The sequence below is a fragment of the Paludisphaera borealis genome, from assembly GCF_001956985.1.
In the GTDB taxonomy this organism is placed as follows: domain Bacteria; phylum Planctomycetota; class Planctomycetia; order Isosphaerales; family Isosphaeraceae; genus Paludisphaera; species Paludisphaera borealis.
This window is the reverse complement of sequence record NZ_CP019082.1, coordinates 3556329-3574428: the sequence shown is the minus strand read 5'-3', so window position 1 is coordinate 3574428 and position 18100 is coordinate 3556329. Positions and strand designations below refer to the sequence as shown.

Below are 18100 nucleotides of genomic sequence, written 5' to 3'. Positions count from 1 at the left end.
GCCTGTCGAGAGTCGGTGTGGACCGACGACCCTCGCCGGCCCGCTCGGCCTCTCGATTCGATCTCGTTATGCCTGCACTTCGGGCGCCGCCGCGTCTTGCTTCCGTTTCCGCATCTCGTCGATCGCGTCGAAGGCCGCGTGCGCGCCGTCGACTAGGCCGTGGACGATCGGGTTCTCCCGGGGGATCGACCGCGCCACGAACACCGTCGGGAAGACCACCCCGTACGAGAGCGTGTAGCTCGTCGTGTAGACGAGCCGCGCGACGAAGCGATTCACTTGAGGAAGCGTCTGCTCGACCCGGGCTCGCGCGTCCAGCGATCCCTCTTTCACCGCCTGCGCCGCGTTCACCATCATGTCGGCCATGCCCTTGAACGGATCAGTCGTCTGCGTTTCGGTCGTCACCTCGTCGGTCATCGGCTGTCTCCATGGATTCGGGGAGAATCAAACAGCGGCCATCCCGCCATCAAGTCTTCGACTCGGCTCGGCCCCAGCCCTCGGAACACGGATTGAAGTGCAGCGTGAAGTTCTTTTCATGAACTATACGAAATCAATCGTCTTCACGGCCAAGGAATATCATACAACACTTGGCGCAGCGTGGGATAGTTGGGAACTTGATGCGGTCTGGCGCGAGTTTGCTCGAGTATGCTGAATATATCGATTGATTGGCCTCTGGGACCTTCGTGTCGAGGTTGGTGTCCTTGGCAATGCCATATTAGTCGCTCGGGCGCGGGCTGTTCGATGAGGTTTCTGTTTTTTATCGCCTGAGTTGCTTACTGGAGGCTTCCTTCATCGGGCGGTCGGCTGCCGACGATGGCGGCCGGTCGCGAGCCGGCCAGGTCGGGCCCTTGCTTCCGGGGAGATTGATGTAGTCCCCGGAGCGTGGTGAGCGAGTGGGGCGTGCGATCAAGGCCATGAATCCGGGGACCTCGGAGGGCCGCCTTCCAGTCCCCGTCGTCCGGCGCGCGCGCCGATTGCTGAGCGAACCGTGAGGGCTTGCGGACGACCGGGGAAGCGCACCCCGAGCCCGAAACGGCGATCAACCCGCCAATCACCATCCGAAACGTCCAATTAGGCGTGGCCAGCACGTTCGGTAGCTCCCGCTCAAGGGAGGCGCCAACCCGTTCCGCGAATGCGGATGACTGATGAAGCGTGTCGGCCGTCGCGTGGGCGGCCTAGGGACGCCGGGTCTTCTGCTTTTTCGTGACAGTCGTTGCAAAAGATATCGGTGGGCCGATTGTGAAAGTCGACGAAATCGGTGGTTGCGGGTCGGGAATCGACTGGATCAGGGACGATTGAGCAAGTCGTCGACTTTTCGAGCGGCGGCCTCGGCCCCTTCAACGACGCCCTGAACGGCCGCGTTGTCGTTGGGGATCGCCCTGGCGACATAGGCGACGGGAAACACGACGCCGTACGACAAAGTGTAGGCCGTGTTGTAGAGAAGTCGCGAAACCATCAGGCTCGAATTCGCCCAGAACCGGGCCGCCGCCACGCTGGCGTCGGCCGCGCCGTCGCGCGCGGCGCGGGTGGCGAGTTCCAACGTTCCCACGCCGTTTTCACTGGGGACCGCGTTCACCGAAAAAGCAGCGTCCGACATGAGTCAGCTCCCGAACTGAGTGTGACGGAGAAGGACGACCCGCGCGGAACCCGCTTGGTTGCCCATAGTTTACCTAGTTTATCGCGACTGTGCGATGCGATGCCTGAATTTTCTGAATCGGTTTTCAGGAACGATTCGAGCGAAGGGTGCCGACGATCGGGGCGACGGCGGCGACGCCGGCCTCGTCGAGCAGGCGGCCGAGGTCGTCGACCACGTTCTCGGCGGCGGCGGGGTTGTAGAACGTCGCGGTGCCGATCTGGACGGCCGAGGCGCCGGCCACCAGAAACTCGAGCGCGTCTTCGGCGCTGGCGATGCCGCCGACACCGATGATCGGCAGCCCCGGCAGGGCGCGCGCGACTTCCCAGACGATCCGCAACGCGACCGGCTTGATAGCCGGTCCGCTGAGCCCGCCGACGTCGTAGGCGAGGATCGGCCGTCGCGTCCGCCAGTTCACGGCCATCCCGCGCAGGGTGTTGATCAAGCAGACGGCGTCGGCTCCGGCCTCGGCGGCGGCGGCGGCGATGGGCACGATGCTGGTTACGTTCGGCGTCAGCTTGGCGATGATCGGCAGAGGACACGCCAACCGCACCCGGCGCACTAGGCGGCCGACCAGGACGGGATCGACCCCCAGATCGAGCCCGTGGCTGACGTTGGGGCACGAGATGTTGAGTTCGACGGCCGCCAGGCCCGGCTCGGCGCCGAGCATTTCGGCCATCTCGACGAACTGGTCTTCGTCCTCGCCGGCGATGTTGGCGATCACGGCGGTCCCGACCGTGCGGAGGTAAGGCAGGTGGTGGTCGCGGAAGTGATGGACGCCGTCGTTGTCCAGGCCGATCGCGTTGAGCAGGCCCGACGCCGTTTCGACTGTGCGCGGGGTCGGGTTGCCCGCCCTCGGCCGGAACGTCACCGTTTTGGGGACGACGCCCCCCAGGCGGTCGAGCCGCACGAACCCGGCCATCTCGCGGACGTAGCCGAAGGTGCCGGAGGCCACGAGCACGGGGTTTTGAAGCGACAACCGTCCCAGCGTCACACGTAAGTCGACCACCGATCCACTCCACCTGCCTCGCGACCGAACGTCCCGACGCGCGCGGGACCGAACTCTCTTCCCTGCATCATGTCGTTTTCGGTCCAGTTGTTCCACTCATCGGGCTGTGATAATCGCGACCCATTCCCTTGAGGACCTGGGCGCTCCCCCTTTGCGTTGGGCCGTCGGGCGGGCTATCTTGGCGGCCTTGTCTATCGCCCGGCCCCACCGTCGTGGTCAGAGCGAGGCCCGGCGATCATGCCGGGGCGGATTGGGGCGGGCGATGGACTTCAAGGGGCCGAGCGATGAAAGTGGATCTCTCCGGGAAGGTGGCGATGGTCACCGGCGCCGCCCGCGGCATCGGGCTGGCGATCGCCGACCTGCTGGCCGCCAACGGGGCCAGGGTCGTCTATTCCGACGTCGACGGCGACGGCGCCGCCCTGGCGGCCCAAAGGTCGCCCGACGCCGGGGCTCAGGCTCGAACCCTTGACGTGACCGACGCCGCGCGGGTCCGGGAGATCGTCGACGAGATCGCCCGCTCGGCCGGCCGTCTCGACATCCTGGTCAACAACGCCGGCGTCAACACGTTGAAGCACCGGGTCACGATCGACGAGTTCCCCCGCGAGGAGTGGGACCGGATCCTCGACGTCGACCTCAACGGCGTTTTCAACATGAGCCAGGCCGCCGCGAAGCTTATGAAGGCCCAGCGCTCGGGGAGGATCATCAACATCGCCTCGATCGCCGGCCTGGTGCCTCTGCGGCTGCAATCGCCGTTCGTGGCGGCCAAGGCGGCGGTCGTCAACCTGACCCGGGCGATGGCGCTCGAACTCGGGCCGCACGGCATCCTCGTCAACGCCGTCGCCCCCGGCTCGACGCTCACCGACGGGACGAAGGCCCTCTTCTACGGCGAGGACGGCACGTTCAAGGATTCGGTCAAGCAGTTGATCGCCCACATCCCCCTGGGAAGACCCGCGCAGCCCGAGGAGATCGCCAACGCCGTGCTCTTCCTCGCGGCCCCGGAGAGCAGCTACGTCCACGGCCACATCCTCACCGTCGACGGCGGCTGGACCGCCGGGTACACCCGCGAGTTCTGAGCCGTCCGCATCGAGACCAACACTCCGCACTCAATCGAATCGAAGGGAACCGCCTCCATGGCCAAGATCACCGAGTTCAAGGGCTACCAGGGGGACAAGCCGCCGACGATCCCCAAGCCGTCCACCCCGGTCGATCCGATGATCGTGACGGTGCAGGACGGCGTGCCGGTCGTTTATCCCAACTGCCACGGCGTCGGGGTCCGCGTCGTCCACCCGGTCAACCCCAAGGCCCCGGCCAAGAACCTCGGCCTGGTCATGTTCTACGTCCCCCCGCACGTCGTCCTCGAACCCGGCTCGCACGAGACCGAGGAGACCTACGTCATCCTCGAAGGAAAAGGGTTGATGACCTTCGCGAACTTCCAGCGCGAGGTCAAAAAGGGCGACTTCGTCTACCTCCCTCCCTGGTGCAAGCACGGCATCGAGAACACGGGGACCGAGACCCTCGTGGTCCTGATCACCACGTCGCCCCCCAACCCATGAGGTAGCATCGCATGGGGTGCCGTCGCGCCCCCCCGCCGAGAGGGAGGCTCGACTTGTCGCAACTCATCGAGGGATTCGCCGGGACGACAGAGAAGACCGGCGAGCAGCCCACCCGGGTCCGGTTCGTCGTGCTGGCGTCGCTGTGCGCGGTCTCGCTGGTCACGTACATCGACCGGGTGGGATTCGCGACCGGCGCGCCCTATCTGAAGAAGGATCTCGGCCTCAGCGACGAGCAGATGGGCTATTTGCTCTCGACCTTCTTCTGGGCCTACGGGGGCTTCCAGATCCTCGGGGGCTGGCTCGGCGACCGCCTCGGATCGAGGCACCTGCTGACGATCCTGGTGCTCGGCTGGTCGTTGACGACCGGGGCCCTCGCGCTGGTGGTCTACGTGCCGGGCTTTCAGGCCCAGCTCTGGTATCTGATCGCCTTGCGCTTTCTGTTCGGCGTATTTCAGGCGGGAGGGTTCCCGGTCCTCTCCCGGATCAACGCCGACTGGATGCCGGTGACGACGCGGGGGATGTCGCAGGGGCTGATCTGGATGTCGAGCCGGATCGGCGGCGCCCTGATTCCCCTGGCGCTGGTGCCGATGTTCGCGGCCTTCGGCACCTGGCGGACTCCGTTCTGGATCTTGGCCGGCGTCGGTGTCGTCTGGTGCACGGCCTTCTGGCCCTGGTTCCGCGACACCCCCGAGGAGATGCCGCAGGCCAACGCGGCGGAGCGGAAGCTCATCACCGCCGGTCGGGCCCATCGGGCGGCGGGAGCTTATTCGGTCCCCTGGTCGCGGTTGTTCGCCTCCCGGAGCGCATGGTGCCTCTGCCTGGCTTACGGATTCGGCGGGTTCGCCTCAAACTTCTTCGTCGGCTGGCTGCCGACGTACCTGAGCGACCACCGGCATCTCTCGGATTCGGACACCAAGCTTTTGACAAGCCTGCCCCTGGCCTTCGGGGTGGTGGCGTGCATCTCGGGGGGCGTGCTGTCCGACTGGATCATCCGCCGGACCGGCAGCCGGAGCTGGGGCCGGCGGATCAACGGCTCGATCGGCATGGCGATGGCGGCGGCGGCTCTGGGTTCGACGGTCTGGGTCGAGAGCGTCCCCTTGCTGGCGTTCCTGCTCTGCCTGACGTTCGTCTGCAACGACGTCGCCATGGGGCCGGCCTGGGCCGCCTGCGCCGACATCGGAGAACAGGCCGCCGGCACTCTCGGCGGGGCCATGAACATGATGTCCAACATCGGCGGCGCCGTCTCCGCCCTGGTCGCCGGCTATCTGTTCGGGCACGGCCACCCCTCGTGGGTCTTCGTCATCTTCTCGTGCTGCTACGCGCTCGCGTCGCTGAGCTGGCTGGGCGTCGACGCCTCCAAGCCGCTGACGGCCGCGACCGAGTAGCGCGACGTCGCGTCGCTCACGATCCTCCCCGACGTTCGGCATCGACCGCGCGCCGATCGTGTTCCGCTTGATCGGCGATTTCACGATTTTTTCATCATGCTCTCGATGAGCGGTCCGATGCGTGATAACTTGATGACAACGCCTGTCTCCTGTCTCGCTCTCGCGGTTCGTTCGGTCGTTACGCTTTTCGACTGTCCGGTCACAGCAAGGGAGCCACGTCATGTTCCGCCGCCCCAGCGGGTTCACGTTGATCGAGCTCTTGGTGGTGATCGCGATCATCGCGGTCTTGATCGCGCTTCTGCTGCCGGCCGTGCAATCGGCCCGCGAGGCGGCCCGACGCATCCAGTGCGTCAACAACGTCAAGCAGCTCGGCCTGGCCATGCACAATTACCATGAGTCGAGCAATTCATTCCCCTCCTCGAAGATCTTCAACTCAAACCGCGCCCCCTGCTCCGACACCAATTTCGGCAACAACTGCCAGAACACGCCGTGGTTCGTCTTGATGCTCCCTCTGTTCGATCAGGGAGGCATGTACAACGCGTTCAATTTTTCCATCGGCACGGAAGGCCCGATGACCGGGGCGGGGCCGTTGGGCTTCCTGGCGAACTCGACGGTGCTGACCACCAAGATCGGCATCTTCCAGTGTCCCAGCGACAACCAGAACAGCATCGACCTGCCCACGGTGCTGGCGTCGCTGGGGTTGTCCTTACCGCCGTTCCAGGCGACCAAGGGGAACTACGCCGTGAACTGGGGCAACACCGATTTCGGCCAGGGGGTTCATGACAGTTATTTCACCGCATCGCTTCACCTGCCCTCGGCGTTCGGACTCAACAACAGCGGCAGCGGGCCGGCGATGGTGTCGGTGGCGTCGATCACCGACGGGCTGAGCAACTCGGTCTTCATGAGCGAGGTCCTGCAAGGGGCGATCGACGACATCCGCGGCACGCTCTGGGTCGACAACCCGGGCGCGGGGTCGTTCATGACGCGGTTCACCCCCAACGGATCGATCGATTACGTACCCCTCGTCGCCCCCTGGAGCACCGCCGGGATTCCGACGCAGGGAAACAACATGGACAACCTGCCGACCTTCGGCGGGTCCGCCCCCGGTACGAGCCCCGCTCAGCCGGGCAGCTTTTGCGACAGCCAGCCGGCGCAGCGCCTGGCCTGCTTCTCGCAGGGGAAAGACGGCGGCTGCTTCTCGGGCGCGCGGAGCCGGCACCCCGGGGGCGTCAACTGCCTGTTCGGCGACGGCTCGGTGCGGTTCGTCAAGAACAGCGTCAGCGCCATGACCTGGGTCCAGATCGGCTCCGTGAGCGGGGGCGAGGTCGTCAGCGCCGACGCGTACTGATCCATGCCGAGAACGGGGCGGGTCGGCGGCTTCGCAACCCGGCGAAACCCACGTCCACGCCCCCGTCGGCGACGCCTGGGATCAACACGACGCGCGGCGTCGCCGGAACGAATTCCTACGGACTGCCTGGCCGCGTCACGAGACTAAAAACGCCGCGTGTTTATAAGTAAGCGGGTTGGCCGAGTCGCTTCCATCGGCCGATGTTTCCGAATGTGAAATCTTGTAATGCATACTCGCCAGAATGCTCGCGGAGTGATACTGTCTGTGCTGCCTCCTCCCGACGCTGGGAGAGTGTTCGTGTCTGGACAACTCGCAATTCGCATCGTCTCATCTATTCAGTGAGGAGTCGTGCTTCCATGTCGAGAACTTCGAGAGTACGCGCGTTCACGCTGATCGAGCTTCTGGTGGTGATCGCGATCATCGCCGTTCTGATCGCCCTGTTGCTGCCGGCGGTGCAGTCGGCCCGCGAGGCGGCCCGCCGCGCCCAGTGCATCAACAACATGAAACAGCTTGGCCTGGCCATGCATAATTACCACTCGGCGAGCGAGAGCTTTCCGACCGGCGACATCCGCGGTGTCGGGTCGCCGATGATGCCCAGCGCGAGCAACTGCGGGACGAACATCTTCAGCAGTTGCCAGAACACGCCCTGGTTCGTGCTGATGCTCCCGTACTTCGAACAGGGGAACCTGGCGAACAGCTACAATTACGCGTTGGGCGCGGAAGGGCCGATGATGCCCCTGCCGCTCGGCTACTTCGCCAACAGCACCGTGGCCAGCACGAAGATCAGCACGTTCCAGTGCCCGAGTGATCGCCAGAACCAGTTCCAGATCACCCCTGCCTATGCGGGCGGCGCCCTCAGCGGTCCGGTCTTGAGCAAGGGGAACTACGGCGCGAGCTGGGGCAACACGTTCTGGGGCCAGGATACGTTGGCGGTGGCCTCTTTCCCCGCGCCGATGATCGACCCCATCACCAAGACGGCGCCTGTGTTCATGAAGTCGGTCTTCGGCTTTTATACGTCCGGCCTGAACACGATCACCGACGGCAGCAGCAATACGGTCGCGATGTCGGAGATCCTCCAGGGCGAGACTTACGACGTGCGCGGGATGATGTGGTCGACGATCCCCGGCGGCGCCTCATTCATGTCGCGGATGGCCCCCAACAGCCCGGTCGACTACTACCAGACCGGCATCTACGGCGACTTCCTCAACCAGACCATCTTCTGCGTCACGGAACCGGCCCAGGGGCTGCCTTGCACCGGCCTGGCGGGCGACAAGCCGGCGTACGCCGGCGCGCGGAGCCGACACGCGGGGGGCGTCAACTGCCTGTTCGGCGACGGCTCAGTGCGGTTCGTCAAGAACTCCCTCAGCATGCCCATCTGGCTGGCGCTCAACACATGCAGCGGCGGTGAAGTCATCAGCGCCGACGCGTACTGATCGACGCGTTCCTCGTCCAGACGAAGGCCGGCCGAACCGCGACGGTTCGGCCGGCCTCTCGCGCTTTCCAGGCTCGCTCAGCTTAGTGCCAGGTGCCCGCCTCGGGATTGACGACCCAGGCCATGATGGTGTTGGCGATCGAGTCGAGCGGGACGACGTACTTGGCGGCGCCCCGGCGGATGGCTTCGCGGGGCATACCGAAGACGACGCAGGACGCCTCGTTCTGCGCGATCGTCAGCGATCCGGCCTCGCGCATTTCGAGCAGCCCCCCCGCGCCGTCGTCGCCCATGCCGGTCATGATGACGCCCGCGGCCAGGGGCCCAGCGGCTTGGGCGGCCGATCGGAAGAGGACCTCGACGCTGGGGCGATGCAGGCAGACCGGGGGGCCTTCCTGCAGCTCGACGCGGTATCCCGACCCCGTGCGCTTGACGAGTCCGTGAGTGCCGCCAGGGATGATCAAGGCGTGGCCGGGTCGGACCGGGTCGTGATGCCTCGCCTCGGAGACGCCGATCTTGATCCGGCTGTCCTTGTCGAGGCGGTCGGCGAACGCACCGGTGAAGTCGGCTGGCATGTGCTGGACGATGACGATCCCCGGGACGGTGAGGGGGAAGCCGGCCAGCAACTGCTGGATCGCCTGCACGCCTCCGGTGCTCACGCCGACGACCACCAGCGGCTCGGTCGTCGACCCGCCTCGCGGTGAATACGGCGTGGGAGGGAGGATGACGTCCGCCGTGTACCGGGGGTCGGCGCCGCTGGGACCGCGGTCCTCGCGGAACGGCAGGCGGCCGGCGCGGGCGGCGTTGCGAATGCTCTCCAGAAAGCTTTCCGACCACTCGGAAAGGCGGGCGGCGTCGAGCCAGTTGGGCTTGGCGATGACCTCGATCGCCCCCATCTCAAGGGCCGTGACGGCCCGATCGGCGACCGACGTGCAAAGCACGACCGGCATCGGGTGCTGCCGCATCAGCTTGCGCAGGAACGTCAGCCCGTCCATCCGGGGCATCTCGACATCGAGGACGATCACGCCCGGCACCGACTTGCTCAGCATCGCGACCGCTTCGTACGGGTCGGCCGCGAGCGACACCCGGAATCGCGGGTCGGACTCGATGATCGATTTCAGACGCTGCCGGATGACGGCGCTGTCGTCCACCACCATCACCTCGATCGACGGGGGATGGGTCGGCGGAGTCGGCGGTTTCGAACGGTCTCGCAGCGCCATGAACGATCAACCCTCCTTCTGGAAGATCGACGGTGAATGCTTCCGGAGCATCGAGGGGACGTAGGGAAGGATCTCGCCGTTGCCCATCACGAGCCAGCCGTTGGGTCGCAGGTGCTGCGAGAGCCGATCGAGCAGCGCCAGCCGTTCGTCGTCGGAGAAGTAGATCGAGACGTTGCGGCAGAAAACGACGTGGAAGTCGGTCGGCACCGGCCAGATCGAATTGCGGAGGTCGAGGTGCCGGAACTTGACCAGGTCGCGGATCTCCGGCACGATCCGAAACGAGCCCTCGCGCGGACCCCGACCGAGCAGGAAGAAGCGGCGGAGTCGAGCCGGGGAGACCCCCTGGACGTCGCGGGTCGTGTAGATCGCCCCCGCGGCGACCTTGAGCATTTCCAGCGAGAGGTCGCTGCCCCAGATCTCCACCTTCGACAGCCCGTGATGCGGCAACGCCTCGGCCAGAGCCATCGCCATGCTGTAAGGCTCTTGGCCCGACGAACAACCCGCCGACCAGATCCGCACCGGGCTCGTGGGCGCTTCCTTCAACCAGGCCGAAACCTGCTCGATCAGGAAGGTGAAGTGGGCCGGCTCGCGGAAGAACGAGGTGTGGTTGACGGTGCTCAGGTCGATCAGGAGCTGGGTGCCCCAGCCGGTCGGGTCGGGTTTGAGCACCTGATCGTGGAACTGCGCGAAGCTGCCGAACCCCTTACTCTGAAGCCGGGACCGCAGCCGGGCCTGGAGCAGGCCCATCCGGTGCAACTCCAACGAGATCCCGATCTGGTTGCGCAGAAAAACGACGATGGAGCCGAAATCTTTCTCCGACCATGGCTCGGGGTCCACGTTAAGCTCCCTCGCCGTTTATCGAAGCCAAGGCCGAAAAAACTCGGTCAACATCTAATACGAGCAGGAAGGCGTCCTGGTGACGGATCAAGCCCCTCACGAACGGAGTCGTCTTGCCGAGCCCCAGTTGCGGCGACGGCTGGACGTCGTCGGGAGAGAATTCCAGCACGTCGGACACTCGGTCGACCAGCAATCCCGTGATCTCCGCGTCGTTCCCTTCCTCGGTCTCCACAATGAGGACGCTGGGCGCCCGCAAGGGTTTGGGATCGACCGGCAGGCCGAAGGGAATACGAAGATCATACACCGGGACGACGTGGCCGCGAAGATTGATCACTCCCAACAGGCATCGCGACGCCCCAGGCACCTCGGTCATCGACAGCATGTCCAGCACTTCCTGAACGCGCATCACCTCCAGCGCATAGCCCTCGCCCCCCAGTCGGAACACGACGAACGATTGAGCCCGATCCCGATTTGCGTCGGTTGCGGCGTCGGCGACCACATCAACCATCGGCCAGTCCTCTACGCGGTCGACATTCCCGCAATCATGCAGGGGGTTCGTTCGTCGTGCTTCGCGGCGCGTCGCCCGGTGAAACGGGCCGGGCGACGCATTGTCACGTCTTATGAGAATCGCTCGAAATTGTCGTCGTCGTCAAGGTTAACCACCACGCCGCCGCGAAGCGGGGGGTTGGCGCCGGTCGGCGGCGACGACGGCGGAGGGCTCGCGGCGGGGCCCGGCTGAGGGTGGCCGTGGCCGTGCGCCGGCGGAGCGAGCCCCGGCGTCGAGTTGCCGCCGGGGTGGTGCGAGTGGTCGGTCGCGTGGTGGGTGGTCCCTCGCGGGTGCGCCGGGCGGGACGAAAGGCTTGGGCGCGGCCGCGGCGCACTCTTTAGCGGCCGCGCCGGCGGCGGTTGGGACGGTCCGTGAAATCCGTCGCCGGCCGAATCCAGATGGAAGAAGTCGACTTCGCGCTGGAGGCTCGTCGACTGCGACGCCAGGTCGTTGGAGGTCGCCGCGAGCTGGTGGCTGGCGGCGGCGTTCTGCTGCACGACCTCTTCAAGCTGGGTGACGCCCACGTTGATCTCGCGGATCGCCTGCATCTGCTCCTGGCTGGCGGCGGCGATCTCCGAGATCAGGTCGGACGTGTCGCGGATCATCGGCACGGTCCGTTCGAGGAGCTGACCGGCGTTCTCGGCGACCGCCACGCTTTTCTTGGCCAGGTCGCTGATCTGCTGGGCGGCGGCCTGGCTCCGTTCGGCGAGCTTGCGGACCTCGCCGGCGACGACGGCGAACCCCTTGCCGTGGGTCCCCGCCCGGGCGGCCTCGATCGCCGCGTTAAGGGCCAGGAGATTGGTCTGGTAGGCGATGTCCTCGACGATCAGGATCTTTTGTGTGATCTCACGCATGGCCGTGACGGTCTCGTGGACGGCCTCGCCGCCGCGTCCCGCCTGGGCGCTGGCCTCGTTGGCGGTGCGGGCCGTGTCGCGGGCGTGCTGGGCGTTGCGGGCGACCGAGCTGTCGACCGATTGCAGGCTGCTGGCGATCTCCTGGAGCGTCGCGGCCTGCTCATGAGCCCCCTGCGCCAGTTGCTGGGCGCTCGAATTCAGCTCGTTGCTGGCCGTCGACACCGACGAGGTCATGTTGCGGATCTTGCTGATGACCTCCGACAGCTTGCCGATCACTGAGTCGGTCAGATGCGCCAATTCGCCGACCTCGTCGGACCGGACGATGTTCGTGCGGTTGTACAGGTGCCCCGCGTGCAGGTCCTCGGTGACGTGGATGATGTCCGTCAGTGGGCGGATGAACCAGCGCCCGAACAGCACGCCGAAGAAAATCACCGGTATCGCGCAGAGCACCAGCAGCAGCCCGAGCTGGACCCAGATCGAGAAGATATTCTCATAGGCCAAGGCTCGCGGCAGCACGGTGAGGACGGTGTAGCGGCGGCTGTTGGCGTCCGCGTCGGGAGGAGGGGCGAGCTGGATCTGCGAGAAGCCGACAAGCTCGGGACCGACGTACTTGTCTCCGTTGGAGGACGGCAGCGAGGCCGTGCCGATCTTGCCGACCGCCTGGCTCAGGATGTCGCTGTATCGGGCGTTGGGTTGAGGATTGGCCTCGAACTGCCCGCCGCTGTGCAGTTGGATCAAGACCTTGTTGGTGGGGTCGTAGACGAGCACTTCGAGATTGTTGAGCCGGAACCGCTCGCCGAGTACTCGCGCGATCTCGTCCTGCACCCGCTTTTTGAAGGCGTCGCCGGTCGGCCACGGGGGCAGAGTCCTGGGGGCCTTATCGACCTCGGAGTCGGGCGGAGTGGTCGGGGCGGGAGAATTTTTCCGCGCTTCCAACGCCTCGGCATAGATCTTGTCGCTGATGGTGCACGCGGCCAGCCGGAGAATCTGGTCCGACTTCTCTTTGAATTCGTCGGTCGCCCAGTACGAGTACAAGGCCAGGACGAATGCGGGGACCAAGCCGAACACGATCAGTGCTATCGAGACTTTCCAGCGAAGTGATGATCTCATCGGATACTCTCCGCCCTCACGCCGGGCGCGTGCGTGTTACGTAGGCCGTTTTCGGCAATTCGCGATTCGGAGACGAGCGCCGCCAGGTCGAGGATCAGGGAGACCGAGCCGTCTCCGAGGATCGTGGCGCCGGAGAAACGGTTCAGCCCGTGCATGCCTTCGCCGAGGGACTGGATGACCGCCTGGACGCGGCCGACGAGGCGGTCGACGGCCACCCCGACGCGTTGACCGGAATGCCGGGTCAAAAGCAACTCCTCCCGGGCCGGCGCGGGGCCCTCGGTCCGGAACAGCGACCGCAGGGAGATCATCGGGATCAGCTCGCCCCGGACCGACACGCAGGGCCGTCCGCGCGACAGGGCGGGCTGCATGACGTTGAGCGCCACGCACTCCTCGACCTGGGCCAGCGGGACGACGTAGCGGCCGCCGCCGGTCTCGACCAGGAGGCCGTCGATCAGGGCCAGCGTCAGCGGCAGTCGGAAGATGAACGTGGTCCCCTTGCCCGGCGCGCTCTCGACGGCCAGACTCCCTCGCAGGGCGCGCACCGAGTCGCGGACGACGTCGAGCCCGACGCCGCGGCCCGACATGTCGCTCACATGGTCGCGGGTCGAGAATCCGGGCTCGAAGATCAGACTGACGACTCGGGGGTCTTCGGCCGACGTCCCCTGGGGGACCAGGCCGCGCTCGATCCCCTTGCGGACGATCCGCTCGCGGTCCAGGCCCCGGCCGTCGTCCTCGACCTTGATCGCGACCCGGTCTCCTTCGTGGCCAGCCGAGAGGGTGATCCGGCCCATCCTCGGCTTGCCCTTGGCCAGTCGCTCGTCGGGCGTCTCCAGGGCGTGGTCGACGGCGTTGCGGATCAGGTGGACCATCGGGTCGCTGAGCCGCTCGACGATCGTGCGGTCGAGCCGGGTCTCCTGGCCGGAGATCCGCAGCTCGATCTCCTTGCCCGAGCGGTCGGCCAGGTCGCGGACGACGCGCGGGAACCTTGAAAACAGCTCGTCGACCGGAACCATCCGGAGGTCGAGCGTGGTGTCGCGGATCTGTCGGCTGACCCGCAACAGCGATTCCAGCGCCAGCGCCCAGGACGCGACGCCGCTGACTTCGCGCAGGCCCTGGAGATTGTCGGAGATCACCGCAAGCTCGCCGGCCAGTCCGACCAGCTCGTCGAGCTGTCCGGCGTCGACGCGAATCCGGGCGTGCGGTCGCGGGGCCGGCGCTCCCGGCGAGACGACCGTCGCGCCGCGCTTCGCGCCGTTGGTCGACGCGGCTGAACCGTCGTCGGTCGGAGCGGCGGTTCCGTTGGCGGCTTGATCGGCGGTCGGGGGAACCGGGGCTGACGCCGCGGCCGGCTCGACGGGGCGACGCGTTGCGGGAGCCGCCGCCTTGGGCGGTTGCCGCAACGTCGGCGTTTCGAGCGCGACGAACGTGCCGTCGGGCCGCCGAGTCTCGATCTTGACCGTGCTGTCTTCGGCCACGAACAGGAAGACGTCGTCCAGCCGCTCGGGCTCGACCTCGGTCTTGAGCGTGCAGGACCAGCTCAGGTAGCAGCGTTCGGGGTCGATCTCGTCGAGGGTGGGGACGGCTTCGGGATCGACGTGGATCTCGGCGTCGCCCAGGTCGCGGATCTCGTCGAGCACCCCCAGCAGGTTGACGCCGCGCCGGAGGACTTCGGGCCCGGGCTCCAGCGAGATCCGATAGAGGGGCCGGCCCGCGCCCCCCTGCTCCGCTTCGCCGGCCTCCAGATCCATCGCCTGTCGCTTGCCCCTGGCGGGAGCCGGGGCTTTCGGCTTGCCCGCTTCGGCCTGGCCCTCGGGCTTCCGGCGCGTTCGTTTGGGCTTGGCCGACGCCCGCGGTTCATCGGGCTCGGGGGGCGGCCCGGCGGTCGTCGGGGCGGTCGCGGTCGGCTTCGGCGTCTCTTTCGGAGGCGCGGCGGCCGGCGGTGGCGAAGCCGGTGCGGGAGGCGGCGTTTTCGGGGGTTCCGACGGGGGTTTGGGAGGGGCCGCCGGAGGCGCGGGCGGAGGCGGCTTGGGACCGCCGAGCAGCGCGGTGAGTCGGCCGCTGAGGTCGCCCGAGCCGGGGATCGGCGAGTGGGCCGCTTCGCCCTCGACCATCGCCGCGAGGTGGTCGCGAGATTCCAACAGGGTCGTGATGATGTCGGAATCGACCGTCAGCGCACCGCTTCGTATCCGTTCGAGGACGGCCTCGATGCCGTGGGTGAATTCGGCGATGGACCCCAGACCGACCATCGCCGCAGCCCCCTTGAGGCTGTGCGCGGCGCGGAACGTCTTGTCGAGGTGCGCGCGGTCTCCTTGCCGCCGTTCAAGCTCCATCAACCCTTCTTCGAGGCTGATGAGAAGCTCGCGCGCTTCCTCGTAGAACATCTCGCGGAATCGGTCGTCCGAGCTGCCCAAAACCGGTTTCGCTTCCTGGGTTCGAGGAACATTCCGAAACGCCGGGCTCGATCGCCCGCCGCAAGTTCGACCTGACGACGTCGAGGTTCACCGACCGGCGGATTCGCCGTCCGCGTTCTTGGCGTCTCTATTGTATATGAATTTCAAGTGGTTCGTCTCGTGGCGGCCGCGGGTCCCTTCCGGGGCGGCTTCGCGGAGACGTGCGGCCCCGGAAATCTGCCCGATCCAACTCTACACGACAACTTGTCGAGGCGACGGGTCGGAGCGGCGAAACCGAGTCGTACAACCGGCGGGCTTCCCCCAGTCGGAACGCGCCGGGCGATCATTGCCAGTAGCGTCCCAGCCGGGCGCGACCGTAACTTTACAAGCCGCCCTAGTTAATCAGGACAATCGCACAAAGTGATATAAGTATCGAAAAGATCGTACCCGTAACCAGAATTACGAGCCTCACTCTGCCCCTTCTGCCCGTCAACGAGGGCGAGGTTCTATTAGACAAGGTGAATAGCAAGAGCCATACGTTGGTAGCGATGACCGCCGATAGGATGAGTGTCTCCATAATGCACTTGGCTCCAGGAAGAAGCGCGGCCGCAAGGAAACTACGGCGTTCGCGCGGTCGATCGGACGCGCGAAGCTCGACCTTCCCTTCGGCGCTGAGCTTATTCCGGCAAGACGCGGCGGACCCAGCGGCGAAGATGTTCCGAGTCGACCGGCTTGACCAGCCATCCCGTGACCCCCTGGCGGCGCAGGGGGTCGAATTCGGTGGGATGCTTGCTCGAAAGAACCAGAACCGGCAGGAACCGGTGGGCCGGCAGCTCGCGGACGGCGGCCAGCAGGCCGAGACCGTCGAGGTTGGGCATTTCGAGGTCGGTGAGCAAGAGGTCGCAGACCGATTCCTTGAGGTACTGGAGCGCGGCCTCGCCGTCGGCGACGGAGACGACCTTCAGGTCGAGCTCGCCAAGCTGTTCGGCGACCCAGCGCCGGACCGACGCGCTGTCGTCGGCGTGAACGATGGTTTTGGTCATGGGCTTACGCGCGATCTCGCGGCGGTTCGCGCCGTCCAGCCGCGAACGTCTTACCGACGGCGTTGTGTCGAAGGAAGCCGATTTCATGGTCCGGCCCACTCCCTGGCGAAACCGCCCTGGCGTCCCTGCACCTTGCCGAAATCATCATTTGACGGTGATCGAATCGAGCCACTGCGCAAGTCCCGCCCGCTGGAAGGCTTCGGCGCATCCACGAGGGACGTTCACGACTTCCACCGAGCGGCCGTCGGCGCGTGCGGTCCGGACGCAGGAGATCAGCAGTTGGAGGCCGGCCAGATCCCACTTCGTGGATTCTTCCAGCTCGATCCGCATGTCCTGCCGGTCGGCCAGGGCGTCTCGAAACGCATCGCGCAGCGCGGCGGCTTCGTAGATCGTCACCGGACCTTCGAGGGCCACTGTTTTCGGCTCGGCTGAGTTCGTCATGCGGTCATGAACCGAAGAGACAAGGTCCGGACGCGCCGGCCCGGATGGGCGGACCCGTCGCAACGGCCGGACGCCGTGCTCTTCATTCTATCACGCCGACGACGGGAAAGGGAGCAATCACTTCACTTGGCCGGACGCTGGACGACGATGATGTTGATGTCGTCGGCGGGACGTCCCGGCGCCGTGTAGTCGGCGACCGCGCCGTCGACCCGGTTGATGATCTCGGTGGGGTCGTTGCCGAAGTGGCTCTGGAGCAAGGTCGTGAGCCGGTCCTCGCCGAAGATCACGTCGGAAGGGTCCATCGCGTCGGTCAGGCCGTCGGTGTAGATGATCAGCGACTCGCCGGGTTCGAGGCGGTCGGAGGCGCCGGCCGTGCCGTCGACCATGCCGATCCCCAGCATCCCGGGATTCGACTGGAGCATGCGCGGGCCGTTGGGGCCGATGACGATCGCCGGAGGGTGGCCCACGCCGGCGTAGCGGACCAGGCCGGTCTCCTCGTCGGCGATCAGGTAGAACCCCGTGCAGAAGTAGCCTTCGGGGAAATACTGCTCGCCGGCGACGTCGAGGCCCGCCAGCAGCTCGCCCGGTTCGAGGACGGCGATCGACAGCCCGGCGGCGAGCGCTTTGACCATGCCCGAGAGCATGGCCGAGTTGACGCCGTGGCCCGATACGTCGGCGACCAGGATGCCCAGGCGGTTGTTCTCGAGCCGGTAGAAGTCGTAGACGTCGCCGCCGAGCTGGTTGGCCGGCGTATAACGGACGGCGACCTGGAGCACCCCCCGAGGCTTGGGAGGCCGGGGCATGAGCGCGAACTGAACCTTGCGCGCCAGCTCCAGCTCGAACGTCACCTTCTTGTGGGCCGCTTCGAGCAGTCGGTTCCGCTCGATCGCCTCAGCATTGAGGTCGGCGATCCGCAGTTGGGCGCGGATGCGGGCGAACATCACCTGGATGTCGTCGGGGCTCTTGGGCTTCTGAATATAGTCGTCGGCGCCCGCCTCAAGACCGGCGATCGTGTTGTGGGACTCGCCGAGCGTCGTCAGCATGAGCACCGGGATCGACCGCAGGTCCTTGTTCGCCTTGATGCCGCGACAGAAGCCGGGGCCGTCGAGCTCGGGCATTTCGTAGTCGGTCAGGATCAATTCGGGGCGAGGCTCTTCCCCGGCCCTGACGAGCCCTTCGGCGCCGTCGTTGGCCGTGCGGACCTCGTAGCCTTGTTCCTGGAGCATCATGCTCAACATCCGGCGCATCGTGGAGCTGTCTTCGACCAACAAAATGCGACGCGACGACATGGACGTGCACTCCTC

General features: G+C 66.2%; 16 protein-coding genes. 5 read left to right on the top strand and 11 right to left on the bottom strand.

From position 1 onward, the window contains the following. Nucleotides 1-66 precede the first annotated feature (66 nt). From BSF38_RS13830 to BSF38_RS13815, 3 genes are all read right to left on the bottom strand, one after another. Nucleotides 67-414: a hypothetical protein gene (locus BSF38_RS13830; protein ID WP_083712930.1), complete on the bottom strand. Its 348-nt coding sequence runs from the start codon at nucleotides 412-414 to the stop codon at nucleotides 67-69. 868 nt (nucleotides 415-1282) lie between these two features. Then, nucleotides 1283-1594 (bottom strand): hypothetical protein, encoded by a 312-nt coding sequence (locus BSF38_RS13820; RefSeq protein ID WP_076346488.1) that lies wholly within the window; start codon nucleotides 1592-1594, stop codon nucleotides 1283-1285. A 124-nt stretch (nucleotides 1595-1718) separates the two neighbouring features. Beyond that, a complete protein-coding gene (locus tag BSF38_RS13815; protein ID WP_076346486.1) occupies nucleotides 1719-2639 on the bottom strand; it encodes a dihydroorotate dehydrogenase in 921 nt (306 codons plus the stop codon). Nucleotides 2640-2923: 284 nt separating this feature from the next. On the opposite strand from BSF38_RS13815, the gene BSF38_RS13810 reads away from it, so the two are divergent. The 5 genes from BSF38_RS13810 (at nucleotide 2924) to BSF38_RS13790 (ending at nucleotide 8358) form a co-directional block, all read left to right on the top strand. Beyond that, nucleotides 2924-3712: an SDR family NAD(P)-dependent oxidoreductase gene (locus BSF38_RS13810; protein WP_076346484.1), complete on the top strand. Its 789-nt coding sequence runs from the start codon at nucleotides 2924-2926 to the stop codon at nucleotides 3710-3712. 57 nt (nucleotides 3713-3769) lie between these two features. After that, nucleotides 3770-4192, top strand: coding sequence for a cupin domain-containing protein (locus BSF38_RS13805; protein ID WP_076346482.1), 423 nt, complete (start codon nucleotides 3770-3772; stop codon nucleotides 4190-4192). A 53-nt stretch (nucleotides 4193-4245) separates the two neighbouring features. Then, a complete protein-coding gene (locus BSF38_RS13800; RefSeq protein ID WP_076346480.1) occupies nucleotides 4246-5577 on the top strand; it encodes an MFS transporter in 1332 nt (443 codons plus the stop codon). Between the two features lie 220 nt (nucleotides 5578-5797). Next, on the top strand, nucleotides 5798-6925 hold the full coding sequence (locus tag BSF38_RS13795) for a DUF1559 domain-containing protein (RefSeq protein ID WP_076346478.1): 1128 nt from the start codon (nucleotides 5798-5800) through the stop codon (nucleotides 6923-6925). Between the two features lie 356 nt (nucleotides 6926-7281). After that, entirely contained in the window at nucleotides 7282-8358 is a 1077-nt protein-coding gene (locus BSF38_RS13790) for a DUF1559 domain-containing protein (protein ID WP_076346476.1), read from the top strand. Between the two features lie 82 nt (nucleotides 8359-8440). Here the strand turns inward: BSF38_RS13790 and cheB are convergent, their stop codons facing one another. The 8 genes from cheB to BSF38_RS13750 form a co-directional block, all read right to left on the bottom strand. Next, entirely contained in the window at nucleotides 8441-9574 is a 1134-nt protein-coding gene (cheB, locus tag BSF38_RS13785; RefSeq protein WP_076346474.1) for a chemotaxis-specific protein-glutamate methyltransferase CheB, read from the bottom strand. Between the two features lie 6 nt (nucleotides 9575-9580). Further along, a complete protein-coding gene (locus BSF38_RS13780) occupies nucleotides 9581-10411 on the bottom strand; it encodes a CheR family methyltransferase (protein WP_076346473.1) in 831 nt (276 codons plus the stop codon). Nucleotide 10412: 1 nt separating this feature from the next. Further along, nucleotides 10413-10910, bottom strand: a complete 498-nt coding sequence (locus BSF38_RS13775) for a chemotaxis protein CheW (RefSeq protein ID WP_237170876.1) — start codon at nucleotides 10908-10910, stop codon at nucleotides 10413-10415. 119 nt (nucleotides 10911-11029) lie between these two features. Further along, on the bottom strand, nucleotides 11030-12922 hold the full coding sequence (locus BSF38_RS13770; RefSeq protein ID WP_076346469.1) for a methyl-accepting chemotaxis protein: 1893 nt from the start codon (nucleotides 12920-12922) through the stop codon (nucleotides 11030-11032). Further along, a complete protein-coding gene (locus BSF38_RS13765; RefSeq protein ID WP_237170875.1) occupies nucleotides 12919-15303 on the bottom strand; it encodes a chemotaxis protein CheA in 2385 nt (794 codons plus the stop codon). The genes BSF38_RS13770 and BSF38_RS13765 overlap by 4 nt, the downstream gene beginning before the upstream one ends. Before the next feature lie 686 nt (nucleotides 15304-15989). Continuing rightward, entirely contained in the window at nucleotides 15990-16355 is a 366-nt protein-coding gene (locus BSF38_RS13760; protein WP_076350874.1) for a response regulator, read from the bottom strand. Nucleotides 16356-16499: 144 nt separating this feature from the next. Beyond that, nucleotides 16500-16796 carry an STAS domain-containing protein gene (locus tag BSF38_RS13755; protein WP_076346465.1) on the bottom strand — a complete coding sequence of 99 codons (297 nt, stop codon included), beginning with the start codon at nucleotides 16794-16796 and terminating at the stop codon, nucleotides 16500-16502. A gap of 122 nt (nucleotides 16797-16918) precedes the next feature. Next, on the bottom strand, nucleotides 16919-18085 hold the full coding sequence (locus BSF38_RS13750; protein WP_076346463.1) for a PP2C family protein-serine/threonine phosphatase: 1167 nt from the start codon (nucleotides 18083-18085) through the stop codon (nucleotides 16919-16921). Between the last annotated feature and the right edge of the window lie 15 nt (nucleotides 18086-18100).

Bases quoted from the DNA above. Each gene is read 5' to 3' on its own strand.
- BSF38_RS13830 (WP_083712930.1), bottom strand. From the start codon at position 414: ATGACCGACGAGGTGACGACCGAAACGCAGACGACTGATCCGTTCAAG.
- BSF38_RS13820 (WP_076346488.1), bottom strand. From the start codon at position 1,594: ATGTCGGACGCTGCTTTTTCGGTGAACGCGGTCCCCAGTGAAAACGGC.
- BSF38_RS13810 (WP_076346484.1), top strand. From the start codon at position 2,924: ATGAAAGTGGATCTCTCCGGGAAGGTGGCGATGGTCACCGGCGCCGCC.
- BSF38_RS13805 (WP_076346482.1), top strand. From the start codon at position 3,770: ATGGCCAAGATCACCGAGTTCAAGGGCTACCAGGGGGACAAGCCGCCG.
- BSF38_RS13795 (WP_076346478.1), top strand. From the start codon at position 5,798: ATGTTCCGCCGCCCCAGCGGGTTCACGTTGATCGAGCTCTTGGTGGTG.
- BSF38_RS13790 (WP_076346476.1), top strand. From the start codon at position 7,282: ATGTCGAGAACTTCGAGAGTACGCGCGTTCACGCTGATCGAGCTTCTG.
- cheB (WP_076346474.1), bottom strand. From the start codon at position 9,574: ATGGCGCTGCGAGACCGTTCGAAACCGCCGACTCCGCCGACCCATCCC.
- BSF38_RS13770 (WP_076346469.1), bottom strand. From the start codon at position 12,922: ATGAGATCATCACTTCGCTGGAAAGTCTCGATAGCACTGATCGTGTTC.
- BSF38_RS13765 (WP_237170875.1), bottom strand. From the start codon at position 15,303: ATGTTCTACGAGGAAGCGCGCGAGCTTCTCATCAGCCTCGAAGAAGGG.
- BSF38_RS13760 (WP_076350874.1), bottom strand. From the start codon at position 16,355: ATGACCAAAACCATCGTTCACGCCGACGACAGCGCGTCGGTCCGGCGC.
- BSF38_RS13755 (WP_076346465.1), bottom strand. From the start codon at position 16,796: ATGACGAACTCAGCCGAGCCGAAAACAGTGGCCCTCGAAGGTCCGGTG.
- BSF38_RS13750 (WP_076346463.1), bottom strand. From the start codon at position 18,085: ATGTCGTCGCGTCGCATTTTGTTGGTCGAAGACAGCTCCACGATGCGC.